The 25,802-nt window shown below is 75.8% G+C and carries 18 protein-coding genes; 5 read left to right on the top strand and 13 right to left on the bottom strand.

Features of this window, described 5'->3' with window-relative positions; genetic code table 11:
- Positions 1-129: 129 nt before the first annotated feature.
- The 9 genes from AB0O82_RS12190 to AB0O82_RS12150 form a co-directional block, all read right to left on the bottom strand.
- Positions 130-3,015, bottom strand: a complete 2,886-nt coding sequence (locus AB0O82_RS12190; RefSeq protein WP_363582765.1) for a condensation domain-containing protein — start codon at positions 3,013-3,015, stop codon at positions 130-132.
- Positions 3,012-4,829 (bottom strand): non-ribosomal peptide synthetase, encoded by a 1,818-nt coding sequence (locus tag AB0O82_RS12185; RefSeq protein ID WP_363582763.1) that lies wholly within the window; start codon positions 4,827-4,829, stop codon positions 3,012-3,014. The genes AB0O82_RS12190 and AB0O82_RS12185 overlap by 4 nt, the downstream gene beginning before the upstream one ends.
- A gap of 74 nt (positions 4,830-4,903) precedes the next feature.
- A complete protein-coding gene (locus AB0O82_RS12180) occupies positions 4,904-6,697 on the bottom strand; it encodes an AMP-binding protein (RefSeq protein ID WP_363582761.1) in 1,794 nt (597 codons plus the stop codon).
- 47 nt (positions 6,698-6,744) lie between these two features.
- Positions 6,745-7,920 carry an acyl-CoA dehydrogenase family protein gene (locus AB0O82_RS12175; RefSeq protein WP_363582759.1) on the bottom strand — a complete coding sequence of 392 codons (1,176 nt, stop codon included), beginning with the start codon at positions 7,918-7,920 and terminating at the stop codon, positions 6,745-6,747.
- Complete coding sequence (locus tag AB0O82_RS12170; RefSeq protein ID WP_363582757.1) at positions 7,917-11,027, bottom strand: amino acid adenylation domain-containing protein; 3,111 nt, start codon at positions 11,025-11,027, stop codon at positions 7,917-7,919. Before AB0O82_RS12170 ends, AB0O82_RS12175 begins: the two co-directional genes overlap by 4 nt.
- Before the next feature lie 320 nt (positions 11,028-11,347).
- Positions 11,348-12,622 (bottom strand): non-ribosomal peptide synthetase, encoded by a 1,275-nt coding sequence (locus tag AB0O82_RS12165; RefSeq protein ID WP_363582755.1) that lies wholly within the window; start codon positions 12,620-12,622, stop codon positions 11,348-11,350.
- Between the two features lie 74 nt (positions 12,623-12,696).
- A complete protein-coding gene (locus AB0O82_RS12160) occupies positions 12,697-13,989 on the bottom strand; it encodes an MFS transporter (RefSeq protein WP_363582753.1) in 1,293 nt (430 codons plus the stop codon).
- A gap of 389 nt (positions 13,990-14,378) precedes the next feature.
- Positions 14,379-15,467, bottom strand: a complete 1,089-nt coding sequence (locus AB0O82_RS12155) for a PP2C family protein-serine/threonine phosphatase (RefSeq protein ID WP_363582751.1) — start codon at positions 15,465-15,467, stop codon at positions 14,379-14,381.
- A gap of 228 nt (positions 15,468-15,695) precedes the next feature.
- Positions 15,696-16,349, bottom strand: a complete 654-nt coding sequence (locus AB0O82_RS12150) for a maleylpyruvate isomerase family mycothiol-dependent enzyme (RefSeq protein WP_363582749.1) — start codon at positions 16,347-16,349, stop codon at positions 15,696-15,698.
- 71 nt (positions 16,350-16,420) lie between these two features.
- Between AB0O82_RS12150 and AB0O82_RS12145 the strand changes: the two genes are divergently transcribed.
- Positions 16,421-17,383, top strand: a complete 963-nt coding sequence (locus AB0O82_RS12145) for a LysR family transcriptional regulator (RefSeq protein WP_363582747.1) — start codon at positions 16,421-16,423, stop codon at positions 17,381-17,383.
- Positions 17,384-17,416: 33 nt separating this feature from the next.
- On the opposite strand, the gene AB0O82_RS12140 is transcribed toward AB0O82_RS12145, so the two are convergent.
- Complete coding sequence (locus tag AB0O82_RS12140) at positions 17,417-18,562, bottom strand: erythromycin esterase family protein (RefSeq protein WP_363582745.1); 1,146 nt, start codon at positions 18,560-18,562, stop codon at positions 17,417-17,419.
- Positions 18,563-18,652: 90 nt separating this feature from the next.
- Here AB0O82_RS12140 and AB0O82_RS12135 point away from each other — a divergent pair, with 90 nt between their 5' ends.
- Positions 18,653-19,450 (top strand): TioE family transcriptional regulator, encoded by a 798-nt coding sequence (locus AB0O82_RS12135; protein ID WP_363582782.1) that lies wholly within the window; start codon positions 18,653-18,655, stop codon positions 19,448-19,450.
- Between the two features lie 33 nt (positions 19,451-19,483).
- Here AB0O82_RS12135 and AB0O82_RS12130 read toward each other — a convergent pair whose 3' ends face one another.
- Both AB0O82_RS12130 and AB0O82_RS12125 read right to left on the bottom strand, forming a co-directional pair.
- Complete coding sequence (locus AB0O82_RS12130) at positions 19,484-20,347, bottom strand: AfsR/SARP family transcriptional regulator (protein ID WP_363582743.1); 864 nt, start codon at positions 20,345-20,347, stop codon at positions 19,484-19,486.
- A gap of 236 nt (positions 20,348-20,583) precedes the next feature.
- Positions 20,584-21,237 carry a ScbR family autoregulator-binding transcription factor gene (locus AB0O82_RS12125; protein WP_363582741.1) on the bottom strand — a complete coding sequence of 218 codons (654 nt, stop codon included), beginning with the start codon at positions 21,235-21,237 and terminating at the stop codon, positions 20,584-20,586.
- Positions 21,238-21,698: 461 nt separating this feature from the next.
- On the opposite strand from AB0O82_RS12125, the gene AB0O82_RS12120 reads away from it, so the two are divergent.
- From AB0O82_RS12120 to AB0O82_RS12110, 3 genes are all read left to right on the top strand, one after another.
- The gene (locus AB0O82_RS12120) at positions 21,699-22,703 is read left to right on the top strand and encodes a ScbA/BarX family gamma-butyrolactone biosynthesis protein (protein WP_363582739.1); all 1,005 of its coding nucleotides are present in this window, start codon (positions 21,699-21,701) and stop codon (positions 22,701-22,703) included.
- Between the two features lie 285 nt (positions 22,704-22,988).
- Positions 22,989-23,519 (top strand): DUF5959 family protein, encoded by a 531-nt coding sequence (locus AB0O82_RS12115; RefSeq protein WP_363582737.1) that lies wholly within the window; start codon positions 22,989-22,991, stop codon positions 23,517-23,519.
- Between the two features lie 215 nt (positions 23,520-23,734).
- A complete protein-coding gene (locus AB0O82_RS12110) occupies positions 23,735-24,400 on the top strand; it encodes a response regulator transcription factor (protein WP_363582735.1) in 666 nt (221 codons plus the stop codon).
- Positions 24,401-24,444: 44 nt separating this feature from the next.
- Here the strand turns inward: AB0O82_RS12110 and AB0O82_RS12105 are convergent, their stop codons facing one another.
- Positions 24,445-25,761 (bottom strand): sensor domain-containing protein, encoded by a 1,317-nt coding sequence (locus AB0O82_RS12105; protein ID WP_363582733.1) that lies wholly within the window; start codon positions 25,759-25,761, stop codon positions 24,445-24,447.
- Between the last annotated feature and the right edge of the window lie 41 nt (positions 25,762-25,802).

Here is a 25,802-nt window from a genome sequence, read left to right as displayed (position 1 = left end):
CCCGCCCAGCGCTGTTCCCGTGCCCCCCCGTGAGGTGATCTCGGCCGCTTTAACATATCCCCGCGGCGCCCCCCCGCCGGCGGGGGCGGCCGGCCGCGGGCCGCCCCCCACGACACGGAGCGGTGCAGGTCAGCCGACCATCGCCGCCAGGACGGTGCGCCAGTCCTCGCCCGGCTCGGGGCTCAGCGGGGCGGCGAGGGTCTCGGCGCGGTAGTGCCAGGGGCGGCGGAGTTCGGGATCGGCGTCGGGGCGCAGGTCCAGCGGGCTGCCGGAGTCGAGCAGGCGCACGAGCTCACCGGTGAAGTCCGCCCAGGAGACGTGCCCGTTGACGGCGTTGACGATCCGGCCGGCCGCCGGGTTGCCGTCGGCGACGCAGGCGGCGAGCGCGCGGGCCAGGGCGGCGGAGTGCACCCAGGCGGCGCCGTACCAGGCGGAGCGGTCGCCGGGGGCGGGGGCGGGCAGGGCGATCGGGCGGCCGGCCAGGGCGGCCTGGTAGAGGTCGCCGGTGGAGCCCCAGCGGAGCTGGTCGCGCAGGCGCTGGTGCGGGCCCCAGACGATCGGGGCGCGGACCACGGTGGCCGGGCCCCGGCCGGTGGCGGCCGCCTCGAACAGGATGCGCTCGCAGTCCAGCTTGGCCTGTCCGTAGGGGCTGACCGGTTCGCCGGTCGGGCCGCCTTCGGGGATGTCGGTGCCGGACGGGCGGCCGTAGGCGTCGATGCTGCTGACGAAGACGAACGGGCCGCCGCGCCAGCCCTCGACCAGGGCGCGCATCGCGGCGAGGTCGACGGCGTGCTCGGTGAAGGTGCAGGCGGCGTGGATGACGGCGTCGACACCCTCGACCGCGCGGCGCAGGCTGTCGAGGTCGGCGAGGTCGCCCTCGGCCAGTTCGGCGCCGTGCAGGGCGGGCAGGTGGGCGGACTCGGGCCGGACCAGGGTCCGGACCGGGCGGCCCTGGGCCATCAGTTCCTGGAGGACGGCCGCGCCGACACCGCCGGTGGCGCCGGTGAGCAGCACGGTGCCCGCGCGGGTGCGGGTACCCGGGCGGGAGCCGGTGCGGGCGGGGGCGGCGCGGCGCTCGTCCTCGCGGGTGGCGAGCAGGGCGGCGAGGGCGCGCGGGGTGCGCTGCTCCAGCACGTCCAGGCCGGTGAGCGGCAGGCCGGTGCGGGTGCGCAGGCGTTCGGCGAGCTGGACGGCGACCAGGGAGTGGCCGCCGAGGGCGAAGAAGTCGCCGTCGGCGGGCGGGGTGGTGCCGAGCAGTTCGCCGAAGGCCGTCCGGACGGTGTCGAGCGGGCCGGACCGCTCGGGGGCGGTCGGGGCCGCGCCGGGCAGCCGGCCGCGGTCCGGGGTTCCGTCGGCGTGCCGGGGCAGCCGGTCCAGCAGGGTGACGGCGGACGGCAGGTGGGCGGGGGCGAGGTGGCCGCGCAGTGCGGCGCGCAGTTCGACGCCGGTCGGGGCGACCGGGCCGCGCACCACGGCATAGGCGAGCGGCGGGCCGTCGGCGGTCTCGACGACGGCCGCCTCGACCACCCGGGAGTCGGCCGACAGTGCGGCGAGGGCCGGGTGCTGGGCGGTGGCCAGGCGGGTGCCGGGGAGCGCGGAGAGGGGCTGGTCGGGGTCGGCGGCGACGGCGGCGAGCAGGTCCGCGAAGGCGGTGAGCAGTTGCTCGGCGGTGGTCTCGTCGAGGGCGTCCCGGTCGTGCTGGACCAGGCAGCGCGGCTGCGGGCCGTCCTCGACCAGCAGGGCGAGGCCGAACTTGGCCAGGCCCAGGTCGAGTTCGACGTCCTCTGCGGTGAGGCCGGGCAGCGTGAGCGGCTCGGCGGGGTGGACGAGGTCGCAGCTGACGGACAGCAGCGGGGTGCCGTCGGCGCCGCGGGCCGCCGCGCCGAGCCGCTCGACGATCAGGTCGAACGGGATCTCGTGGTGCTGCTGCGCGTCCAGCAGCGCGGTCCGGGCCCGTCCGAGCACCTCGGTGAAGGTGGGATCGCCGGCCAGGTCGGCGCGCACCGCGAGGGTGTTGACGCCGAGGCCGACGGTACGGCGCAGCTCGGGCCGCAGGCGCTGGCCGCTGGCGCAGCCGAGGGTGAGGTCGGCCTGGTCGGCGGCGGTGCGCAGGGTGGCGAAGGCGGCGGCCAGGACGACGGCGAACAGGGTGGCGCCGTGCCGGGCGCCGAGCCGGCGCAGGCCCTCCACGGTGGCGGGGGCGAGCGGGGCGGCGTGCAGGGTGGCCCGGCGCTCGCGTGCCCCGGGCGGAGTGGGCCGCAGCAGCGCCAGCGGGCGGGCGCCGGCCAGGTGTCGGGCGCGGGCGTCGGCGGCGCTGGTGAGTTCGGCGTCGCGGGTGCGCTCCTCGCGGGCGTAGTCGGCGTACGACGGTCCGGGCGGCGGGAGTTGGGGCGCCACGCCGTCGCGGGCGGCGGCGTAGAGGGCGGCCAGGTCGGCGGCGAGGACGGGCAGCGAGCCGCCGTCGACGGCGATGTGGTGGATGTTCAGGAGCAGGGTGTGGTCCTGCGGGCCGTGCCGCAGCAGCAGGGCGCGCAGGACCGGGCCGGTGGCGAGGTCGAAGGGGCGGGCGGCCTCGGCGGCGAGCAGGGCGGGGGCGTTGTTCCCGGCGCCGTTCTCCCAGGTGGCGTCCACCGTGCGCAGCGGCACCGGGGTGACCGGGTCGGTCTGCTGGTGGGGCTGGTCGCCCTGGCGGCCGTAGCGGGTGCGCAGGACGGCGTGGCGCTCGGTGAGGCCGGTGAGGGCGGTGGCGAGGGCGGCGGGGTCGAGCGGTCCGCGCAGGCGGGTGGCGAGCGGGACGTTGTAGAGGGCGCCGCCCTGGCCGAGGTGGTCCATCAGCCACATCCGCTGCTGGGCGTGCGAGAGCGGGGCGGGGCCGGCCGGGCCGTCGCCCTGGCCGGTCGGCGCGCTCTGCGGGGCCGCCGGGCGCCCGCCCGCGGCGGGGCGGTTGCGGCGGGCGCGGCGCAGCAGGTCGGCCTGGTCGGCGGTCTGGTCGACGGCCGGGTGCTCGGCGGTCATCGGGTGGCTCCTTGCGGGGTGTCGTCGTGCGCGGCGCGCAGGGCTCGTTCGAGCAGGTCGGCCTGGCCGGCGACGGTGGGGTGGCCGAGGAAGTCGGCGAGCGAGAGTTCGACGCCGAGGTCCTCGCGGAGGTCGTCGACGACCCACATGGCGAGCAGCGAGTGGCCGCCCTCGGCGAGGAAGTCGGCGGCCGGGTCGGTGATCGGGCGTTCCAGGGCGCGGGTCCAGGCGGTGGCGACGGCCTGCTGGATCGGGGTGAGGGCGGCGGCGGTGCCGGGTCCGTCGGCGGCCGTCTCGTCGGCGGCGGCGAGGGCGCGGCGGTCGATCTTGCCGGTACCGGTCAGCGGCAGGGCGGCGAGTACGGTCCAGGCAGTGGGCACCAGGTGGGCGGGCAGCCGGTCGGCGAGCCGGGCACGGAGGGTCTCGACGGCCGGTCGGCTGCCGTCGGCGAGGACCAGGCAGGCGGTGAGCGCGGCGTCGGTGTGGCCGGGCCGTCGGACCACGACGGCCGCCTCGGCGACCTCGGGGAACTGCAGCAGCGCGTGCTCGACCTCGCCGGGTTCGATCCGGAAGCCGCGGACCTTCACCTGGTCGTCGGTGCGGCCGTGGAACTCCAGTGCGCCGTCGGGGCGTTGGCGGACGAGGTCGCCGCTGCGGTAGGCGCGGCCGGTGCCGGGCAGGTCGCGGAAGCGCTCGGCGGTCAGCTCCGGCCGGTCCAGGTAGCCCTGGGCGAGCCGGCCGCCGGCGATCCACAGTTCGCCGACGGTGCCGGGCGGCACCGGTGCGAGCTCCTGGTCGAGGACGAGGGTGCGGGCGCCGCCGAAGGGCCGGCCGATCGGGACCGGGCCGGTGGTGCAGTCGGCCGGGGTGATCCGGTGCAGGGTGGTGAAGGTGGTGGCCTCGGTCGGCCCGTAGACGTTGAAGAGTTCGAGCCAGGGGAAGGCGCGCAGCACCGCCCCCGCGTACTCGGGCGACAGGGCTTCGCCGCCGACGGCCAGGGAGCGCAGCACACCGAAGATCCGGGACTGCCGGGCGGCCAGGTGGTGGAACAGGGCGGTGGTGATGAACACGGTGGTGACGCCGAACCGCTCGATGTCGCGGACGAGTTCCTCGGCGGTGGGCCGGTCGGACGGCGAGACGGCGACGGCGGCGCCGCGCGCCAGCGGGGCCCACAGTTCGAAGGTGGAGGCGTCGAAGCTGATCGTGGAGTGGAACAGGACCCGGTCGCGGGGGCCGAGCGTGAACGCGTCCTGGGCGGTGACCAGGTCGGCGACGGCGCTGTGCGGGACGATGACGCCCTTGGGCCGGCCGGTGGAGCCCGAGGTGTAGAAGAGCAGGGCGGGCGCGGCCGGCTCGGCGGCGTCGGGGGCGGCCGCACCGATGGCGTCGGGGCCGTTCCCGGCCGGGGCGGCGGGCTCGGCCAGGACGAGGGTCGAGGTCAGCGCGAGGGTCTGCTCCTCGGCGAGTCCGGCCTCGGCGAGCAGCGTCTTGTCGCCGAGGACGAGCCGGACTCCGGCGTCCCCGGTCATCTCGGCGATGCGCTGGCGCGGGTAGGCCGGGTCGATCGGGACGACGTGGGCGCCGGTCCGCCAGATCGCGAGCTGGGCGACGACCAGGCGGGTGGAACGGGCGCAGAGCAGGCCGACGGCGCTGCCGGCGCCGATCCCCCGGGCGGTCAGGGTCGCGGCCAGCCGGGCCGAGGAGTCGACGAGTTGACGGTACGTCAGAACGGTGGAGCCGTCGGTCACGGCGAGGGCGTCGGGGCGCTCCTGGGCGTGCCGGGCGATCAGGTCCGGGAGGGTCGCGGTGGGCATGGTGGGTCCCTTCCGGGCGCCCCGGCCGCGAACGGCCGGGGCGCCCTGCGCAGGTCGTACGGGCGGGCGGGCGGTCAGACGGCGGCGGCGGCGGTCGGCTGCCGTTCCGCCACCAGCCGGGCGACGGCCCGCAGGTCGGGCTGGCGCAGCACCAGGGGCGCGCGCAGCCGCACCCCGCACTCCTCCTCCAGGGCCTCCAGCAGCCGTGCGGCGGCGAGCGAGTTGCCGCCCGAGGCGAGGAAGTTGTCGCCGGGCCCGAGGTCCGCGCGGCCGAGCAGGTCGCGGCACAGGCGCAGCACGGTGCGCTCGGTGGGCGTGGCGCCCTCCTCCGCCGCGACCGGCTCGTCCGCCGTCGGGGCGAGGAGCAGGGCGGCGCGGTCGACCTTGCCGTTGGCGTCCAGCGGGAAGGTGTCGACCAGGCGGACGGCCGACGGGACGGCCTGCTCGGGCAGCCACGGCCGGACCGCCGCCAGCAGCTCGTCGGCGTCGGCCGCCGAGGACCCCTCGACGGTCTGGACGAAGGCGAGCAGCCGGACGCCGCCGGTGGGCGCCGGGGCCGCGGCCACCACGGCCCGGCGCACCCGCGGGTCGCGCTCGAACGCGGCCTCGACCTCGGCGGGTTCGACCCGGACGCCGCTGACCTTGACCTGGTCGTCGAGCCGGCCGTGGAACTCCAGCACGCCGTCGGCGCGCATCACCACCCGGTCGCCGCTGCGGTAGACCCGGTCGATGCCGTCCACGCCGGGCGGCACGCCGACGAAGCGCCGGGCGGTCAGCTCGGGGTCGAGGTAGCCGGCGGCCAGGCCCCGGCCGCCGATGCGCAGTTCGCCGGCCTGGCCGCGCGGCACCGGTCGGCCCTCCTCGTCGGTGACCAGGACGACCGCGCCCGGGACGGGCAGCCCGATCGGCGGTGCGCCGGCGCCGTGGTCGAGGCCGGGCGCCATGGTGTGCACGGTGGTGGTGACGGTGGCCTCGGCGGGACCGTAGGCGTTGTGGACGGCCGCGGTGACGTCCGGGCCGGGGGCGCGGCGCAGCCGGTCGCCGCCGATGGTGAGGTGGCGCAGTGCCAGCCCGTCCGGCCACCCGCGCGCCAGGATCGGTTCGGCGAGCGGGGTGGGCAGGATGCTGACGGTGACGCCGGCCTCGCGCCACCAGTCGGTGAGCGCGCCCGGGTCCCAGCGGACGGCCTCGGGGGCGAGGGTGAGCGCGGCGCCGGAGGTGAGGGTGGCCCACAGCTCCAGGACGTGCGGGTCGAAGGACACGCCGATCAGCAGGCTGTGCCGCTCGCCGGGGCCGAGGCCGGTCAGCTCGCGGTACCAGTGGAGCAGCGCGCCGAGGGCGGGTTCGCCGACGGCGACGGCCTTGGGGGTGCCGGTCGAGCCGGAGGTGAGCACCGCGTAGTGGGTGCCGGCGGGCACGTGGACCTGCTCGCCGGGGACGAACGCGGCGACCACGTCGCTGGCCGGGTCCAGGTCGAGCGCCAACTGCTCGCCGCCATGCGGCAGTCGGGCCGGGTCGCCGACCAGGCAGGCGGGCCGCAGCTGCTCGGCGACGGCCTGGAGCCGGCGCTCGCCGGGGCGCGGGCCGAGCGGCAGGTGGACGGCGCCGAGCTTGGCGGTGGCGAGGGTGACGGCGGCCAGGGCGGCGGAGTGGCCGAGGCAGACGCCGACCAGGTCGCCGGGGCGGATCCGGTCGCGCAGCGCCGCGGCCACCGTGTCGGCGAGGCGGTCGAGTTCGGCGTAGCTGTAGGTGCGGGCGCCGTCGATCAGGGCGGGCGCGTCCGGGGTCCGGTGCACCCAGGTGGCGAACAGGTCGAGGACCGCGCCGTCCTGGTGCGGGCGACCGTATTCGATGCTCAGGGTTTCCATCATCGTCTCCAGGTGGTTCAGGCCGTTGACAGGCCGTTGACGGACTGTCAGTTCAGGCCCATGGAGCGGGCGATGATCACCTTCTGGACCTCGGAGGTCCCCTCGATGATCGTGGTCATCCGCACGTAGCGGTACAGGAACTCCAGCGGGTGGCCGCGCACCCAGCCGGTGGCGCCGTGCACCTGGAGCGAGCGGTCCACCGCGCGCACGGCGGTCTCGGAGGCGGTGAGCTTGGCGAGCGCCGCGTTCTCCGGCGCCTCGGTGCCGTCGTCGACCAGCCGGGCGCAGGCGAGGGTGAGCAGCTTGGAGCACTCCACCTCGGCCCGGGTGGCCACCAGGTGTTCCTGGACGTGCTGGTACTCGCCGATGACCTTGCCGAAGGCGCGCCGCTCGCGGGCGTACTCGACGCCCATGCGCAGCGCGTACTCGGCGATGCCGTTGCACATCGCGGCGACGACCAGGCGGCCCCGGGAGAGGCTGTCCATGGCGAGGGCGGTGGCCGCGCCGACGCCCTCCTCGCCGCCGATCACGGCGTCGGTGGAGACGGTGACCTGGTCGAGCAGCAGCTCGAACAGCGGTTCGCCGGACATGCCCTCGTAGCGCTGGCCGATCCGCAGGCCGGGCTGGTCGATCGGGAGGACGAAGGCGGTGGCGCCGGCGGTGGGCCCGGCTCCCTCGCCGAGGTCGGTGGCGGTGACGACGAGCACCAGGCCGGCCCGGTCGGCGTTGCTGACGAAGGTCTTGCGGCCGTTCAGCACCCAGCCGTCGGCGGTGCGCACGGCGGTGGTGGTGAGGCGGAACGCGTCGGAGCCGGCGTGCGGCTCGGTGAGGGCGAGGCAGCGGGTCTGCTCGCCGCGCACCAGCGGCACGAGGTGGCGCTCGATCTGCTCGGGGGTGCCGTGCCGCAGCAGCGGGCTGGGGCCGTCGGAGCCGGCCAGGGCGTACGGCGCGAGCGGGCAGCCGCTGCGCCCGGCGGCGTGGTGCAGCAGGACGACGGCGGTGAACGGCATGTCGGCGCCGCCGAGTTCCTCGGGGTAGTCGCCGGCGTAGAAGCCGAGCGCGGCGGAACGCTTGCGGACGTAGGCGCGCAGTTCGGCGGGCACCTCGTCGGCGGTCTCGGGCAGTTCGGCGGCCAGCGGGACGAGCTCGCGGCGGACGAAGCTCTCGAACGCGTCGACGAGTTCGCGGTGGCCGTCTTCGAGGACGGCGGAGGGGGCGGTCATGCGCGGTCTGCCTTTCCGGGGTGCTGGCCGGTGAGCGCGCTGGCCTGGTCGGCCAGGACGGCGTGGCGGAACAGGGTGCGCAGCGGCGGGCGGCTGCCGAGGTGCGGCTCCAGCCAGGCGGCGAGCTGGGCGGCGAGCAGCGAGTGGCCGCCGACCTCGAAGAAGTGGGACTCGGCGGTGAAGCGGTCGTGGCCGAGCACCTCGCGCCAGGCGGCGGCGATCAGTTCCTGGCCGGGGTCGGCGAAGGCGCTCTCGGCGGCCGGGGCGGCCTCCTGGGCGGGGGCCTCGTCGGCGAGCCGGGCGAGGGCGGCGCGGTCGGGCTTGCCGCCGGGCAGGGTGGGCATCGTCTCGACGGCCGTCCAGGTCGCGGGGACGAGCCCGCCGGGCAGCCGCTGGGCGAGCGCCGCGTGCAGGGCGGCCTGGTCGGGGCGGTCGGCGCCCTCCAGGAAGCCGATCAGGCGCGGGCCGGCCTGCGGGTCGGTGTGCAGCACCACCGCGCAGGAGCGCCCGCCGAGTTCGGCGGAGGCCGCGGCCTCGATCTCCTCCAGTTCGATCCGGTGGCCGCGGAGCTTGACCTGGTTGTCGGCGCGGCCGAGGAAGCACAGCCGGCCGCGCAGGTCGCGGTAGCCGCGGTCGCCGGTGCGGTAGACGCGCTCGCCGCCGAGGGCGGGCACGGTGACGAAGCGGGCCGCGGTCGGCTCCGGCAGGCCGAGGTAGCCATCGGCCAACAGGTCTCCGCTGACGGCGAGTTCGCCGACACAGCCGGCCGGGAGCGGGCGCAGCGCCTCGTCCAGGACGTGCAGGCGCACGCCGTCCAGTTCCGCGCCGAGCGGGATCTCGCCGTCCTCGGCCACGTCGGCGGCGGTGACCTCGTACACGGTGGAGGTGACGGTGGCCTCGGTGACGCCGTAGGCGTTCAGCACGGTGGTCGCCTCGGTCAGGCCGGCCAGCGCGCGGGCGGGCAGGCGCTCGCCGCCGAGGACGAGCAGCCGGGGCGTCCAGCGGCCGTCGCGCAGCGCTTCGCGCAGGTCCTCGCGGACGGCGAGCAGGTAGCTGGTCGGCAGGTTGGCGACGGTGACGCCGCGGGCGGCGAGCACGGCGACGAGCTCGGGCCCGGTGGGCACCTCGCGCTGCGGCACGACCAGGGCGGCGCCGGCGGCCAGCGCGGGCAGCACCTCCTCCAGCGCCACGTCGAAGGACGGGCGGGCGAACAGCAGCACCCGGTCGGCGGTGGTCAGTTCGTAGCGGGCGGCGATCGCGGCGACGTACCCGGCGAGCGCGTCGCGGCCGACCAGGACGGGCTTGGGCACGCCGGTGGAGCCGGAGGTGTGGATCAGGTAGGCGGCGCCGTCCAGCACGGCGGCGGGCTCGGCCTTGGGGAAGGCCGGGCCGTCCAGCAGCGCGGGGGTGACGCCCTCGGCGGGCAGGGCGAGCGCGCTCTGCCGGGTGGCCAGCACCAGGGCCGGGGCCAGCCGGTCCAGCAGCAGGCCGAGCCGGGCGGCCGGGTCCTCGGCGGACAGCGGCGCGTACACGGCGCCGTACCGCAGGCAGGCGAGCAGGGCGACGACGCTGTCCACGCCGCGCGGCAGCACGGCGGCGACCGGCTGGCCGGGGGTGACGCCGGCGGCGCGCAGGCGTTCGGCCAGCTGGGTGACGCGGCGGTCGAGCTCGCCGTAGCTGAGGCGCTCGGTGCCGGCGATCATCGCGATGGCCGTGGGGTCGTGGGCGGCGGCCGGGTCGAGACCGGCCCGGGCGACGGCGATGGCGGGTTCGGCGGCCGGGGCGGGGTCGAGCGCGGCGAGCGTGGCCTCGGGCCGGTCGAGGTAGCAGCGCAGCAGCTGGAGCAGGCGGTCGGCCAGCAGGGTGGCCTCGGCCTCGCCGAACAGGTCGGCGTCGTAGTCCCAGACCAGGGTCATCCCGGCGCCGCCGTGCTTCTCGCCGACCACCCGGCGGTCGTCGGGCAGCAGCACCAGGTCGAGGTCGAAGCGGGTGGTGCCGGTGTTGAAGCCCTCGTACAGCGAGACTTCGAGACCGGGCGCCTGGACGTCCGGCAGCGCGGCGTCGTGCGCGCTGAACATCACGTTGAACAGCGGGTTGTCGGCGCCGCCGGTGTGCAGGCCGAGCCGGCGGGTCAGCTCCTGGACCGGCAGGTCCTGGTACGGCAGCGCACGCAGCAGGACGTCGGTCACCTCGTCGACGGCCTCGGTGCCGGGGGCGGCCGGGTCCAGCCGCAGGTGCAGCGGCACGGTGTTCACGAACATGCCGACGGTGCCCTCGAAGCCCTCCGGGCGGTTGCCGACGGCGGTGCCGACGACGAGTTCGCGGTGCCCGGAGTGCCGGCGCAGCAGTTCGGCGAAGAGCGTGAGCAGCGTGCTGAACGGGGTGTGCCCGTCCTCCTTGCTGCGGGTGCGCAGCCGCTCGGCGAGGTCGGCGCCGATCGACTGGCGCATCTGGCCGCCGCGGTGGCGGCGCACCGCGCCGGGGTTGGCCAGCCCGGGCAGGGTGACCTCGCGCGGGGCGTCGGCCAGCTCCCGCAGCCAGAAGGCGAGCGCGCGCTCACGGGCGTCCGGGTCGACGGCCGTGCGGGCGTGCTGCTCGTACGAGGGCGCCTCGGGCAGCTGGTAGGGCTCGCCGAGGACGTGGGCGCGGTAGACGGTGAACAGGTCGCGCAGCAGGATCGCGAAGGAGTGGCCGTCGTGGACGAGGTGGTGCTCGACGTGGATCAGCCGGTGGTGGTCCGTGCCGAGGCGCACCAGGTGCCAGCGCAGCACCGGCGCCTTCTCGGTGTCCACCGGCTCCTCGGCCTCGGCGGCCAGCAGCTCGCGGAAGGTGGCCTCCGGGTCGGCCTCGGCGGCGAAGTCGCTGCGGCGCAGCGTCGGTTCGCAGTGCTCGGCGACCCGCTGGCCGGGCAGGCCCTCCGGGCGGGCGACCAGTTCCAGGCGCAGGCCCGGGTGGTGTGCGAGGACGGCGGCCAGTCCGGCGTGCAACGCGTCCTCGTCGAGGGTGCCCCAGAGGTCGAGCACGGCGGTGAAGTTGTACGCACGACTGCCGGGCAGCATCTGCTCGTGCAGCCAGACGATCTCCTGCGAGGAGGAGAGCGCAAACATCGGTGACTCCCTTGTGTGGTGGGCGTGTTGGCCCTGTGGTGGCGGGGCGGGCGTGGATGGCCCGGCCCTGGTTCCGGGCACGCCGGGGTGGTGGCGCGGCCCGGCGGTCGGTGTGGGGGCTCGGTGGCGGCTTCGGTCCGGGGCGGGTCAGGCGTCCGGGGCGGGCGTCCTGATGCGGACGTCCGGTGCAGGTCCGGTACGGCTTCGGGTCGGGTCCGGGGCGGCTTCGGGTCGGGTGCGGATCAGGCGTCCGGAGCGGGCGTGCGGATCAGGCGTCCGACGCGAGGTCAGGCCGGGGGGCGGGGTCAGGCCGGGGCGGGTCAGGCCGCCCGCAGGTGGCGGCGCAGCGTGGCGAGCAGGTCGTCGAAGGCGGCGGTGGCGGCGTCCTCGGGGAACCGCTCGCGGTCCCAGGCGAGGCGCACCAGCAGGTCGTCGCCGTGCGAGGCGGCGACCGCGAACGGCGCGGCGAGCGGCCGCCCGGCCAGGTGGGTCTCCCGGCCGGGCACGCCGCCGAACACCAGCGGCGGGCGGCGGTGCAGGTCCTCCAGGGTGAGCATGCCGTCCAGGGCGCCCGTCCACGGGGCGCCGGCGGTGCGGGCGGCCCGGACCACCTCGTCGAACGGGGTGTCGGCGTGGTCGAGGTCGTCCCACCAGGCGTCGGCGAGGTCCTCCAGGGCGGCGGCCGCGCCGGGTGCGGCGGGGTGCACCAGGGTGTTGAGGAAACAGCCGAGCGCGGCGGGCGCACCCGGCGGGCGGCCGCCCCACGGGTAGCCGAGGGCGAGCTGCCCGTCGGTCCGGTGCAGCCGGTGGGCGGCGGCCGCGGTGGCGTCCAGCAGGGCGGGGAAGATAGCGGTGCGAGCGGCCCCCTCGGCGGCGGGCAGCCGGTGGCTGAGCATGCCGGTGGAGCCGGCCGCTCCCCCGCCCGTCCCGGTGACGCCGCCGAGCCTGCGGCCCCAGTGGGCCTGTGCGGCGGGGCCGGCGGCGGCGTCCTCGGCGGCCAGTTGCCGTTCGACGGCCTCCCGGTAGGCCGCCAGGGCGTCCTGGTCGGGGGCGGCGACGGCCTCCTGGGCGTGGTCGTCCCGGGCGTAGGCGTCGGTGAGGTCGGCGGTGAGGATGCCGAGCGACTGCTCGTCGCAGGCGGCGTGGTCCACCGCGAGGGCGAGCAGTTCCTCCTCGCCGTCCGGCTCCCGGGCCACCAGCAGGCGCAGCGCGGGCCCGTCGGCGGGCCAGTCCAGCAGGGCCTCGCGCAGGGCGGAGCGGGCGGTGCCGCCGGGCGGGACGGCGATCCGGGCGGCCTCGGCCGAGGGGGCGCCGACCCGCAGGACGGGCGTGCCGCGCACCGTTCCGAAGCCGCCGCACAGCGCCGGGTGCCGGGCGGCGGTGGCGGCGGCGGCGCGGGCCAGCCGGGGCAGGTCGAGGGTGCCGCCCGGGTAGGCGTGGAACAGCGGGACGACATCGGGCCGGCCCTGCGGCGCGAGCCTGCGGGTGATCAGGAAGCGCCGCTGGGCGCCGGTGAGCGGGAGCAGGTCCATCGGGGAGTCGGCGGCGGCGGAACGGTACCGGGCGAGGTAGGCGGCGGTGATGCTGGCGTGCACGGAACGGTCTCCGGTTTCCGGTTTCGGTTCGGTTCGGACGTCAGGCGGCGGGGCTCGTCGGGCGGCCGGGTGCGTCAGGCGGCGGGGCTCGCGACGGGCTCCTCCCCGGCCGTGGCGGCGGTGTCCGCCGGGAGGTCCCGCAGCCGGCGCAGCGGCGACAGCAGAAGCGGCACCGGGACGAGCAGGAAGCCCGCCGCGCACAGCCACAGCGCGGCGCGCGGTCCGGCCGCGTCGGCGACGGTGCCGCCGACGAGCGCGCCGATCGGCAGCGTGCCCCAGACCAGGAAGCGCATGGTGGCGTTCATCCGGCCGAGCAGCTCCGGCGGGCACAGGCTCTGCCGGAAGCTCACCTGGGCGACGTTGTAGGCCACCGCGCCGAACAGCACCACCGCCGAGGCGATTCCGAACAGCACCACGCCCGCGCCCCGGCCGGACAGCGGCCACAGCAGCGCGAACGGCGCCGTCACCACGGTGGCGAGCCAGATCAGCCGGGCCTGGCCGAGCCACGCCGCCAGCCGCCCCGCGCACAGCGCCCCGGCCAGGCCGCCGACGGCGGAGGCCGACAGCAGCAGACCGATGGCGCCCGGCGCGAGGTCGAGCACCCGCACCCAGAACACCGTCTGCACGGCCGCCAGCACGGCGGCGAACAGATTGGACACGGCGGTCGCGGCGGCGATCGCGCGCAGCAGCGGGTGCCCGAGCACGAAGCGCACGCCCTCGGCGACCTCGGCACGCAGCGACCGTCCGGGCGCCGGCTCCGGTCGGGGCTCCTCGACCCGGATCCGGGCGAGCAGCAGGGCGGAGGCGAGGTAGCCGACGGCGTCGGCCACGATGGCGAGCGACGCGCCGAGCAGTTGGACCAGGCCGCCGCCGAGCCCGGGCCCGACGATCTGCGCCGAGGAGCGGACCGTCTCGATCGCGCCGTTGCCCCCGACCAGTTGCTCGCGCGGCAGGACGGACGGCAGGAAGGACTGGTGGGCGACGTCGAAGAAGACCGTCGCCACCCCGGTGACCAGCGCCACCAGGTAGAGCTGGGCCATGGTCAGCACGCCGAGCGCGGCGGCCGGCGGGATCGACCCGACGGCGAGGCAGCGCACCACGTCGGCGCGGATCAGCACCGGGAGCTTGCGCATCCGGTCCAGCCAGGCGCCGGCCGGCAGGCCGACCAGTAGGAACGCGGCGGTCTCGGCGGCGGTCAGCAGGCCGACCTCGAAGGGTGTGGCGTCGAGCACCATCACCGCCACCAACGGGAGCGCGACCAGGGTCACCTGGCTGCCCGTCTGGGCCGTCGCGGCTCCGGTGAGCAGGAGTCGGAAGTCGCGGTGGCCGAGCAGGCGGTCGCGGCGGGGGCTTGGCGTCTCGTTCATCAGTGCGACTTTCGGTCACCACTTCGCTACTGGGCAAGCATCGCGTCCGTTTCCGGACGAACCACGGGTCGGCCGGATCGCGCCACTCCCGCGACCCGCCCTTACGGACCCCATACGACCGAGCACGCTCCCGCCGGGACGTCCGCGCAGGCCGCCGACCTGGGGCGGACCACTCGCACGGCCACCCGGCGCACCGCGGGCCCCGCACGTCCAATTCGCCGTCCGCTATGCGGGCATTCGCATTCCGGCCACCGGACGCCGTCACTCAACTTGGCTGGATCATGCGAAACACTGACTGTCCGTCATCTGATCGTGATATCGGCCGCGTCGCGGGAGGCCGTGGGAAGAAGCACCCGCGCCGCCGAACGGGCCGGACCGGGCCCCGCCGCTCAGTCCGCCTCCCGGCAGGTCACCGCCAGCACCGCCATGTCGTCGTCCCGCGGCCCGCCCGTCCACCGCTCCACGTCCGCCACCAGCGCGTCGACGGCCTCCTGGGGGCCGTCGAACGGGCCGAGCGGGCCGAGGGCGAGCAGCGGATCGTAGAACTCCCCGGCCGCGTCCCGGGCCTCCGTCACCCCGTCGGTCACCAGCAGCAGCGTGCACCCCGGCGGGAACGGCCGGGTCTCCGGCGCCGGCCGGGCCACGCCCAGCGAGCCCATCCCGAGCGGCAGCCCCGGGTCGGCGGCATCCAGCCGGCGCACCGCCTCCGGCCCGCCCAGCAGGTACGGTCCCGGGTGCCCGCAGTCGAGCGTGCGCACGACGTCCTCACCCGGCGGGAACTCGACCAGCAGCGCCGTGATGAACCCCTCCAGCCGCACCTCCTCGGCCAGCAGCGTGTTCTCCCGGGTCAGCGCCCGCTCCAGCCCGTCGGCCAGCGCCACGAGGTCCGGCGCCCGGTGGGCGTCCTCCCGGAACGCGCCGAGCAGCACCGACACCGCGCCGACCGCCTGCAGCCCCTTGCCCCGCACGTCCGCGATCAGCACCCGCACGCCGTACGGGGTCGCCTGCAGCGCGTACGCGTCGCCGCCGATCAGCGCCTCGGTCTGCGCCGCCCGGTAGCAGGCGGCGACCGACAGTCGGCCCACTCGCGCGGGCGGCTCGGGCAGCACCGCCCGCTGGGCGGCCTCGGCCACCGACCGCACCTGCGCCAGCCGCTCCCCGTGCCGGGCGACGACGCGGTTGACCCAGACGCCGAGCAGCGCGGCGAAGGCCGTGTTCACCAGCTCCAGGTAGCCGTCCTGGGTGCCGATCGAGCCGTCCCGCACGGCCAGCACGAGGATGCCGGTCACATTGGCGACGCCCACCGCGAGGGTGTCCCGCAAGGTCAGCAGGGCGCCGGTCAGGACGGCGGCGGCCGCGAGGAGCGGGTCGCCCCAGTAATCGGCGGGATCCAGGGAGTTCCAGACGAGCCCGGCGACGATCAGCAACCACGGCGCGAACCGCACGTACGGCGGCCACTGCTCGGACCTCGGGGCCATCGGAGACCTTGCTTCCCGTCTCACCGCCTATCCGGAATGGGCGATTCCGATCCTAGCCACCCCTGCGCGCCCCCGCGCGCGCCCGACTGCGCCGCGGGGAGCGAACCGCGCGGTGGCGCCCCTCGGCCACCGGGGCCGGGGCGGGACCGTGGGTCAGCCCGGTGATCTGCTCCGGCACCCGCACGGCGCTCCCGCCGACGGCCGGGCACGCGAGAGCGGACGCGCCCGCTACCCGTCCAGGGTGAACCGCCCCGCGCCCGGGCCGGTGAGGAGGCCGGGCGGCAGCCGGCGCCCGTAGGTGAGCAGCAGGAGGTGTTCGGCCCGGCCCTCCACCACGGCCGGGCCCTCGCCGTACGCCCAGGCGGTGTCGGTGGCCCGCAGGTGGACACCGTCGAGTCGGGCGCCGAAGAAGCGCAGGCTGCGCCGGGAGACGGTGGCGAGCAGGGCGGTGACCCGAGGCAGCGGTAGGCGCGAGGGCAGGCCGAGCGCGGTGGTGATGTCGAGGCCGTGCACGACGTCGTGGGCGAGGGCGGCGATCCGGCCGCCGACCGGGGGGCGCCAGGGGTGTTCGGCGTGGTCGGCGAGAGCGGCGGCGAGTTGGCGGTCGGTGAGGGCGGCGGCGTCGCGGCGCGCCACCCGGTCGGTCATCCGGTGGAGGGAGCCGCCGGCCCGCATGAGGTCCGCGAGACTGCGGGCGGTGGAGTGGCGGAAGCCGGTGCTCATGTGGGCGGCGACCTCGCGAACGCGCCAACCTGCGCACAGCGAAGGGGAGTTCCACTGGTCCGGGGAGAAGGTGGTGAACACCTCGGCGAGTTCCCGGCGTTCGGCCGCGATCTGCTCGCGGACCCAGTCGACGGCCTGGTCGTGCTGCACGGTTCCCATGCCTCCAGCCTGCGGCCGGGACCCTCCGGACGTCCAAGACCGGGGAGTTCTTCCACCTATCATCAGAAGTTATGGAACTCCGGCAGCTCCAGTACTTCGTCACCGTGGCCCAGCAGGGCAGCTTCACCCGCGCCGCCGAACTGCTGCACCTCACCCAGCCCGGGGTCAGCGCCCAGATCCGGCAGCTGGAGAAGGAATTGGGCCACCGGCTGCTGGACCGCGGCGGGCGCGGCGTCCGGCTCACCCCGGTCGGCGAGGCGGTGCTCCCGCACGCGCGGGCGGCGCTCGCCTCCGCCGCGGCGGCGCGGCAGACGGCGCAGGACTTCGGCGGACTGCGGCGCGGGCACGTCCGGCTCGGGCTGGTCTCCGGGGCAGCCCTGGGTCCTGTCCCGCCGGCCGGGGCGGACGGCCTTCCCGGACTCGCCACCACGCTCGCCGCGTTCCGCCGCGACCACCCGGGCATCGACCTCTCGCTGGCCGAGGACGGTACCGCGCGGATGCTCGGCGCCCTGCGCGAGGGGCGGTTGGACCTCGCCGTGATCGGCCTGCCCACCACCGCGAGCGGACGGGACGACGACGACGGCTGGCGGACGCTGGCCGGGCTCGCCCTGCACACCGTGCTGGAAGCCCCGCTGGTCGCCGCCTTCACCGGGCACCACCCGCTGGCCGGCGGACCGGACGGCCCCCTGCCGGTCGCCGCACTGGCCGGGCACGCCCTGGTGAGCACCCCGCGCGGCACCGGCCTGCGGACGGCACTGGAGCAGGCCCTGGCCGCGGCCGGGGCACGCCCCACGGTCGCGGTCGAGGCGTCCGCCCCGCCGCAGCTGGCCGAACTCGCCGCGCACGGGCTGGGCGTGGCCGTGCTGCCGGATCCGCCGCCCGCCGCCGGGCTGCGGATCCGGCCGCTCACCGACCCCGTCCCGCTGGTGCGGATCGCGCTGGCCTGGCCGACCGGCCGCCCCACCGCGCCGCCCACGGCCGCGCTCCTGGGCCACTTGCGGACGTCCTATCCGGGCCCGGGGGCCCGCACCTGACGCTGCCGGGGGTCCGTCCTCCGCAGGCCGCCGTCAGAGCGCGGCGGCGGCGGTCCCGTCGCCGATGTGCAGGATCGCGTCGGCCCCGTCGAGGACCGCCCGGTCGAGCGGGAAGTAGCCCTGCTCCGGCGTGGTGTCGGTGCGCGTCCGGCCACCGGCGGCCGCACCGGGCTCGACCAGTCCCCAGGTGGCGGCCCCGCGCTGGAGCGCGCCCTCGTGGGTGTCCGGCTCGGGCTCCTGGAGCCCGACGGCCTCGCTGCGGCCCAGGCTGCCGGGGACGAAGGTGTACGGCTCGTCCAGGGAGTTCAGGATCGCGCCGACGCCGCTCCAGGTCAGGTCCAGGTCCGCCAGCCGCATGGCGCTCGGCTGCCGCTGCAGGTGGAGGTTGTGGGCGAAGACGAGGGTCCCCCCTCGGCGGGCCTCGCCGCCGCGGATGTCGAGGAGGTTCTGGGCCATGAGCACGTCCCGGGTGCCGAGGAGGCCGGACAGCCGGGCGCCCGGCTCCAGGCGCTCGGCCGACTGCCGGTGGTAGCGGAGCAGACCGAGGCCGGCGGTGAGGTGCGTCCTGGCCCTGAGCCACTCGGCGCGCGAGGTCGCCGCGACCAGTTCCGGGGCCCGCGCGTACAGCAGGGTGAGCAGGTCGTCGGCGACCGTCCGCAGCTTCTCCGCCTCGGCGGAGGCGCCGGGCGACATCTCCGGGTCCAGGACCGCCTCGGGGCGGCTCCAGCGCTGGTCCTCGCCGACCAGGCCGGCGAGGTCGAGGTCGAGCCCGAGGTAGTCGCGGGCGTGTTCGAGGTAGCGCCGCGGGCTGGGTGCGCTGGTGTTCTCCGTCTGCGCGTCGAAGCCGTGGAAGGCCAGACGGTCCGCCGGCGGCCGGCTCCGGTTGTAGTCGCGCATCCAGGCGACCAGCCGCCGGTTGCCGTCCAGCTCTCCGAAGCCGTGGGAGAAGCCCTCGCCCATCACCGAGTCGAGGGTGCCCACCCCCTCCTGGACGAAGTCGTTCACGGTGAGCGCGGCCACCCGGTCGGTTTCGAGGGCGATCGACCGGAATCCCCGGTCGACCAGTTGGGCGAACAGCTCGTTGCGGATCCGCGCGAAGGCCGGTTCCCGGTGGGTGGGTTCACCGAGCGCCAGCAGTGCGCATGACGGAGGGACGAGGTCTCGCAAGTCCTGACTCATGACCCTCAAGCGTATCCTTGAAAGAACGGTTGAGACTTTTCCTGCTCCGACCGCCCGATCCTCCGCTGAAGTCTCAAACCGGTGACCACCATGCGCCCCTCCGACCTCGCCCGCGGGCACGGCCTCTCGACCCAGGCCGTGCGCAACTACGAGCGGGACGGCTTCCTCCCGCCCGCCGAACGCACCGCCAGCGGCTACCGCATCTACACCGAGGTGCACGCGGCCGCGCTCGACGCCTACCGCTCCCTGGTCGCGGCGTACGGCCACGCGACCGGCGGCCGGATCATGACCGCACTCCACCGGGGCGGGCTCGACGACGCCCTGACGGCCATCGACCGCGGCCACGGCCAACTGCTCCGCGACCGGGACACCCTGGACGCGGTGCGGGAGGCCGTGCACCACCTGACGGCGCGACCCGACGCGGCGCGGGATCTCTCGGCGGACCTTGCAGCGGACCTTGAGACGGATCTTGCGGCGGATCTTGAGGCTGGCCCATCGGCGGAGCCCGCGGTGGACGGCGCCGTCCTGAGCATCGGCGAACTCGCCCACCGGCTCGGCGTCACCCCGGCGACCGTGCGCAACTGGGAGGGCGCGGGCATCCTCACCCCCGCCCGGGACCAGGCCACCGGGCACCGCGCCTTCCGCGCCGACGACATCCGCGACGCCGAACTCGCCCACCTGCTCCGGCGCGGCGGCTACCCGCTGGACCACATCGCCACCGTGGTCCGACAGGTGCGGACGGCCGGCGGCACGGCCTCCCTGGCCGACGCCCTCGACAGCTGGCAACGCAGGCTCACCGCCCAGGGCCTGGCCATGCTCGACGCGGCCGCCCGGCTCGGCCACTACCTGGGCCTGACCGGCCACCCGTGGCCGGACCTGGGGTCTTAGTCAGCGATTCGGCGGGCCGCCTCCGTGGCGGGCTCAGCCGACGCGGGTGAGCCGGGTGGTGCGAGGAGGGGTCTGGTCGGCGGGGGTGGCGGGGCCGGCGGCACGGTCGGGCTCGGGGCGATCGGGGTTGGCGAGCAGGATGGAGCGCTGGAGCCGTCGCAGTCCGGCCGAGGGTTCCATGCCCAACTCCCGTACCAGGGTGTTACGCAGGCGCTGGTAGGCCTCCAGGGCCTCGCCCCGTCGGCCGGAGCGGTGCAGGGCGATCATGTACTGGCCGTGCAGGCTCTCGTGGGTGCGGTAGCGGTCGACCAGGACGGTGAGTTCGGCGAGCAGGACGCGGTGGCGGCCCAGCCGCAGGTCGGCCTCGATCCGCTGATCCAGCGCGCAGAGCCGGGTCTCCTCCAACCGCTTGGCCTCGACGGCGAGTTGACCGCCGAGCGGGACGTCGGCGAACGCCGGACCGCGCCACAGGCCGAGCGCCTCGCCCAACTGGCGGGCGGCGAGCGGGAAGTCGCCGCCGTCCATGGCCCGGTAGCCGAGGCCCGCGAGGCGGTCGAACTCCTGGAGGTCGACCAGTCCGCCGCCGCTGTCGAGCCGGTAGCCGCCGGGCGAGGTCACCAGGACGTCCTTGGCTCCGCACGCTCCTCCGGCGTCATCGCGGTGGGCGAGCGCCCGGTCGATGAGGTCGCGCAGTTGGAGGACGTAGGTCTGGACGGTGGTGCGCGCGCTGCGTGGCGGATGGCCGGACCACAGTTCCTCCGCGAGGACGCCCGCCGAGATGACCTGGTCGGCGCGCAGGGCCAGCAGGGCGAGCACTTGCCGTGGTTTCGGCGCCGAGGGCACCACCGACACCCCGCACACCTGGACCCCCAAGGCCCCCAACACCCGGATCTCCATGACGTCCACCCCAATCCAGACGGATCGGCGACCCCGACGGCCACCGGCCGGCCGGTACTGCGGCTACCGCACAGCCGAGCACCAGGTGCTCATCCAAAAACAGGACGGACGGTTTGTCAATACAAAACCGAACGAGCTGTTTGTTTTTGAACGGACCATCGAGCTCCGGACCGCGGCGACCGACCGGACCGACCCGCCGCCGCAAGTGCCGCCGCGTCAGCCCCGGGCGCAAGCCGTCAGGCGCCACCAGCACGGGCCGCCGCCAGCTCGGCCACCACCCGCCCACCACGGTCCGCGCCCAGATCCAGCGCGGCCAGCACCCCGGGGACCGCGATGCTCGGCATCACGTGCCGGTACAACACGGCCACCCGGCGCTCCAGATCCGCCCGGCCGGACATCTTCTGGGACTGGATCTGCACGCCCGTCCAGGCGCCCGTCATCAGCCACGCCGTCTCGGCCGGCAGCACGTGCGGCAGCAGCTCACCCCGCTCACCGGCTGCCGTCAGCACCGCCTCCAGCCGGGCGATCCACCCGGGCGTGGCACCGCCACTGAGGTCGCCGAACACGTCCTGGCCGAGCGAGAGCCGCGCGCCCGCGCTCAACAGCGGGTCACCCGGCATGAGATGGGCGACGACCATCCCCAGGTCGACGAACTCCTGGAGCTTGCAATGCCGTTCGGGGATCTCGTCCCGACCGAACTGCTCCTCCACGACGCCCTGCGCGAGCTCCCGCTTCGACGCGAAGTGGAAGTACACCGCACCCCGGGTCACACCCGCACGGGCGACCACCTCACCGATCGTCGCCCCCTCGTACCCGTGCTCGTCGAAGACCGAGGCCGCCGCCTCCAGGATCAGCCGACGCGTCCGGATCGCCCGCTCCTGCCGCACCACCGCAACCACCCCGCCCGAAACGCTCGGCAAACAAAACCAAACACCCTGTATCTTACCCGCCGGTCAACCGGCGATCCCTCGCCCCCAGGTCGCATGCACCCGCCTTCGAGTGAAGGAAAACCGCGTGGACGCTACAGGGCGGGAAAGCGACCGCCACCCCTCCCCCGGCCGACAGAGCCGGAATCCGGCTCCCCACTTCCGGCCGCATCCCACCGAAAACGGCCCGCCGTGATAATGCACCTGTCACCCCACTTTTGGGGATTCCTTTGCAGGCCAGGCGGCATCCGCCCCAGGTTCAGGCCACCCGGACGGCCATCGCGCGGCACCTGGAGCGACCACCCGACCACGCTCGGCCGCCAACGAACCTTCGTTCGGGCTCCTTGAAAACCAAACCGGAAGGTACGTATCTTACGAGCCCTGAGCAGCCCACCCCGCCCGCCACGGCCTTCCGGAGCGCTCCCATGACCCTGCTTGCCTACCGCGCCCCCGCCATCTCCCGCGTCGCCGGCGCGGACCACGGCACCACCCCCGGCCGCACCGCCGGACCGGCCGTGCCGACCGGACCGGCACCGCGCCTGACCAGCACCGTTGCCAAGGAGTACGTCCACCGGGCCTGTCACGCCGAGGTCTTCCTCACCGGCAGCGAGCAGCTGAACGAGACGACCTTCGCCGTCACCGCGCAGTGGCCGCGCGCCCACACCTTCTTCACCACCCCCGACGGAACCCGGCACGACCCGATCCAGGCCGCTGAAACGATCCGCCAAGCCGGGCTCTACCTCGCGCACACCCGGTTCGGCGTCCCGCTCGACCACAAGTTCATGATGTGGAACCTCGACTACACCACCCGCCCCCGCCAACTGCTCATCGGCGCGGCGCCCACCGACCTCACCATCGAGGCCAGACTCGTCCCACAGCCGCGCCGGGCCGGCACCACCATCGACTTCACCCTCAGCACCGTCATCCGACGCGGCGCCCACCTCGCCGCCACCGGACACGCCCGGTTCACCACCGTGCCGGACTCCACCTACCGGCGGCTGCGCGGGGCACGCCGCGAGGCCGACCCGGCGCCCGCCGTCTCCGGCGAGCCGCTGGCCCCGGGCCGAGTGGGCCGGATCCGCCCCTGCGACGTCGTCCTGACCCCGGCCGACGCACCCGGGACCTGGCACCTCACCCCCGACCTCTGGCACCCGATCCTCTTCGACCACGCCAACGACCACATTCCCGGCATGGTCCTACTGGAGGCCGCCCGCCAGGCCACCAACGCGCTCGTCTCACCGGCCACCGTCATCCCCGCCTCCGCCGCGACCACCTACCACCGGTACGCCGAGCACGACGCCGCCACCACGATCACCGCCCGGCACACCCCCGGTGACGACCCGGACGCCCTCACCACCACCGTCACCGGCCACCAGAACGGCGAGCCGATCTTCACCACCGTCCTGACCGGCCACGCCGACCAGCGGTGACCGGCGCCGCCGGACACTGACGGGCACTGACGGGCGCCGACGGACTCCCGTCGACCCGCGCCGGCCCCGACCAGTCCCGACCAGTCCCGGCCGGTCCCGACCAGGGCGGACCAGCCCTGAACAGCTCTGACCGCCAGCCGGCCACCGCCCCACCCGGCCCGTCCGACCTCCACGGTCGGGCGGGCCGTCGGCGCGCCGGAGACGAACCCCTCCCACGGACTGGCACCGGACGAACACCTGCGCGAGGATGTCAGCCCTTGGATTCGCAGTGACCGGGAGTACACAGTGCGTGAAGTCGCTTCGCACCAGAACGAGTTGATCAGACTGACGGACCGCCCCGGCACCGACGACGCCACCGGGCACGAGGGGCGCACCGGCGGGCGGAGCGTACGGGTGCGGGTGCTGGGGCGGCACGCACCGGGCTCCCTGCTCGGCCACGACTGGCTGGACTGCGAGATCACCGTCACCGCCGACTCGGCCCGCGGGCAGTTCGTCACACTGGTGACTGGACGTCAACTCCAGCAGTGGGAAGCCGCCCTGGAACGTCTGGCGCGACGCGAGGCGGTGCGCTGGCTGGACGAGGAGCACGGCCCGGAGCTGCGGATCGAGCCGGGGCGACCCGGCGGCCTCTGGGTGACCGTCTCCGACGCCGAGGACTCCGGCGTCACCCTCCGGGTCGTCCTGTCCCCCGCCCCCGGCTGGCTGGACGAGCAGCGCGCCCTGCTCAAACTCGTCCGGGACGCCTACCCGTTCGAGGTGGTCGAGGTCGCCCCCGGCGTCCACGCCTGGCGCGCACAGCAGGGGGACGAACACTGACGCACCGTCAATACCATTCTGACGAAGGGGCCGACGCCCCGCGCAGCGAGCCGTCGGGCAGGGCGAGGAGGAGGAGCCGCACGGCACGGGCGGCGAGTTGGACGGCGGAGCCGCACGGCACGGGCGGCGAGTTGGACGGCGGAGCCGGCCGACAGCCGGCCCCGGGCGGCCGGGCGCCGACCGGCGGCGGACCGGCCACCGCCGATAATGGCGACATGATCGAGAAGCAGCTCCGCGTCGTCCTCGCCGAGGACTCGGTGATCCTCCGGGACGGCATGGTCGAACTCCTCACCGCGCGCGGGTGCACCGTGGTCGCCACCGCCGGGACGGCCCCCGAACTGATCGCCGCCGTCGACGAGCACCGGCCCGATGTGGCCGTGGTCGACATCCGGATGCCGCCCAGCCACACCGACGAGGGCATCCGCGCCGCCGTCGAGTTCCGCTCCACCTCGCCCGGGGTCGGCATCCTGGTCTTCTCCCAGCACGCCGAGACCGCCTGGGCGGCCCGGCTGCTCGCAGGTGGCGCCGCCGGCGTCGGCTATCTGCTCAAGGAACGCGTCGCCCGCACCTCGGAGTTCGTGGACGCGCTGCACCGGGTGGCGGCCGGCGGCACGGCGCTCGACCCGGAGATCGTCAACGGCCTGATGCACGGCGGGCGGCGAAACCGTGTCGACGCGCTCACCCCGCGCGAACGGGAGGTACTGGAGCTGATGGCGCAGGGCCACTCCAACCGTTCGATCGCCGGGCTGCTCGTGGTCTCGGAGCGGGCGGTGGAGAAGCACGTCGCCGCCGTCTTCGCCAAGTTCGACCTGCCGGCGACCGAAACCGACAACCGGCGCGTCAAAGCCGTCCTCACCTACCTCGCCGAAACCGGCGGCTGAGCCGGGAGCAGCGGTTCCGTGGACGGCCGCGCCGCGGCCACCCGTCACAGGCGGCTCGGCAGTTCGGCGGTGACCGACGTCGGCCCGCCCGGCGGGCTGTCCACCCGCAGCACCCCGTCCACCGCCGCGAGCCGTTCGGCCAGGCCCGCCAGGCCCGAACCCGAACCGGAGCCCGAGCCGGAGCCCCCGCCCGGGGCGGCGCCCCCGCGGCCGTCGTCGCGCACCGTCAGCCGCACCCGCCCGTCGGCTGCGCTCGCCGCGAGCTCCGCCGCCGCCGCGCCGCTGTGCTTGCCGACGTTGGTCAGCAACTCGGCCGCGCAGAAGTAGACGGCCTGCTCGATCGCCGCGTCCGGCCGCTCCCTCAGGTCCAGCCGTACCGTGACCGGCACCGGTGCGGTGGCGGTGAGCCCGGGCAGCGCCTGGGCGAGGCCGCCGTCCAGCGCCACCGGGTGGATGCCCCGGGTGAGCCGGCGCAGTTCCGCGATGGTGTCGTCGGTCTGCCGACGGGCCCGGTCGACCAGAGTGCGCAGGCGCTCGGTGTCCGGAGCGCCGGGCGGGCCGGGCAGCCCGGTCAGCCCGGGCTGGGCGTCGCCAACGGCCTCGCCAACGGCCTCACCGGTGACCGCACCGAGGGCGTCGTCGGCCAACGAGAGGGTGATGGCGAGCGCGACCAGTTGCGCCTGCGTCCCGTCGTGCAGATCGCGTTCGAGGCGGCGCAACCGGTCGGTGTTCTCGGCGAGCAAGGTGGCCCGGGCGGTCTCCAGCTCGCGCACCCGCTCCTGCGACCGCACCGGGCCGAGCAGCAGCCGGGCGAGGCCCCGATTGGCCGCGCTCACCGCCCGCAGCGCCGCCGGCACCGCCGCCAGTACGGCGAGCCCGGCCGGGGCCCCGGCCACGTCCAGCCAGCCGACCGGTCTGGGCCCCGGCTCCAGCAGCCGCACCCACAGCGGGAAGCCCACCAACCAGACGCAGCTGAGCGGCAGTCCGACCGCGACCAGGAAGCCGAGCACCCCCAGTGGCAGCCGCAGCAGCAGGTAGAGCAGCGCCCGCCAGGCCACCGGGTCGGTCAGCACCGCCCGGCCCCGGGCGATCGCCCCGGACGGCCGGGGCAGCGCGCCCGGGGCCGACACCCGCTCGCCGAGCAGCCGCCCGACCAGTCGCCGGTGCAGCCCGCCCAGCCCGCGCGCCCCGGCCAGGGCGGCCACCACGAACGGCAGCCCGAGCACGGTGAGCGAGAGCAACGCCCCGGCATAGAGCACGGCCACGGCGTAGACCCCGCCGAGCACGCCGATCGGCAGCCCGAGCAGCGCGAAGGCCAACTCGCCGCCGCGCACCGACAGATACCGCCGACGCTCAGCCACCGTCCACCTCACCACTCCCACTCACCACGCTCACCGCACTC

Origin of the sequence: Kitasatospora sp. NPDC088264 (genome assembly GCF_040685715.1) — a bacterium.
Classification (GTDB): domain Bacteria; phylum Actinomycetota; class Actinomycetes; order Streptomycetales; family Streptomycetaceae; genus Kitasatospora.
This window is presented reverse-complemented; position numbering and strand designations above follow the sequence as displayed.

Excerpts from the sequence above, each read along its gene's own strand:
- AB0O82_RS12190 (WP_363582765.1), bottom strand. The coding sequence starts at position 3,015 with ATGACCGCCGAGCACCCGGCCGTCGACCAGACCGCCGACCAGGCCGAC.
- AB0O82_RS12185 (WP_363582763.1), bottom strand. The coding sequence starts at position 4,829 with ATGCCCACCGCGACCCTCCCGGACCTGATCGCCCGGCACGCCCAGGAG.
- AB0O82_RS12180 (WP_363582761.1), bottom strand. The coding sequence starts at position 6,697 with ATGGAAACCCTGAGCATCGAATACGGTCGCCCGCACCAGGACGGCGCG.
- AB0O82_RS12175 (WP_363582759.1), bottom strand. The coding sequence starts at position 7,920 with ATGACCGCCCCCTCCGCCGTCCTCGAAGACGGCCACCGCGAACTCGTC.
- AB0O82_RS12170 (WP_363582757.1), bottom strand. The coding sequence starts at position 11,027 with ATGTTTGCGCTCTCCTCCTCGCAGGAGATCGTCTGGCTGCACGAGCAG.
- AB0O82_RS12160 (WP_363582753.1), bottom strand. The coding sequence starts at position 13,989 with ATGAACGAGACGCCAAGCCCCCGCCGCGACCGCCTGCTCGGCCACCGC.
- AB0O82_RS12155 (WP_363582751.1), bottom strand. The coding sequence starts at position 15,467 with ATGGCCCCGAGGTCCGAGCAGTGGCCGCCGTACGTGCGGTTCGCGCCG.
- AB0O82_RS12150 (WP_363582749.1), bottom strand. The coding sequence starts at position 16,349 with ATGGGAACCGTGCAGCACGACCAGGCCGTCGACTGGGTCCGCGAGCAG.
- AB0O82_RS12145 (WP_363582747.1), top strand. The coding sequence starts at position 16,421 with ATGGAACTCCGGCAGCTCCAGTACTTCGTCACCGTGGCCCAGCAGGGC.
- AB0O82_RS12140 (WP_363582745.1), bottom strand. The coding sequence starts at position 18,562 with ATGAGTCAGGACTTGCGAGACCTCGTCCCTCCGTCATGCGCACTGCTG.
- AB0O82_RS12135 (WP_363582782.1), top strand. The coding sequence starts at position 18,653 with ATGCGCCCCTCCGACCTCGCCCGCGGGCACGGCCTCTCGACCCAGGCC.
- AB0O82_RS12130 (WP_363582743.1), bottom strand. The coding sequence starts at position 20,347 with ATGGAGATCCGGGTGTTGGGGGCCTTGGGGGTCCAGGTGTGCGGGGTG.
- AB0O82_RS12120 (WP_363582739.1), top strand. The coding sequence starts at position 21,699 with ATGACCCTGCTTGCCTACCGCGCCCCCGCCATCTCCCGCGTCGCCGGC.
- AB0O82_RS12110 (WP_363582735.1), top strand. The coding sequence starts at position 23,735 with ATGATCGAGAAGCAGCTCCGCGTCGTCCTCGCCGAGGACTCGGTGATC.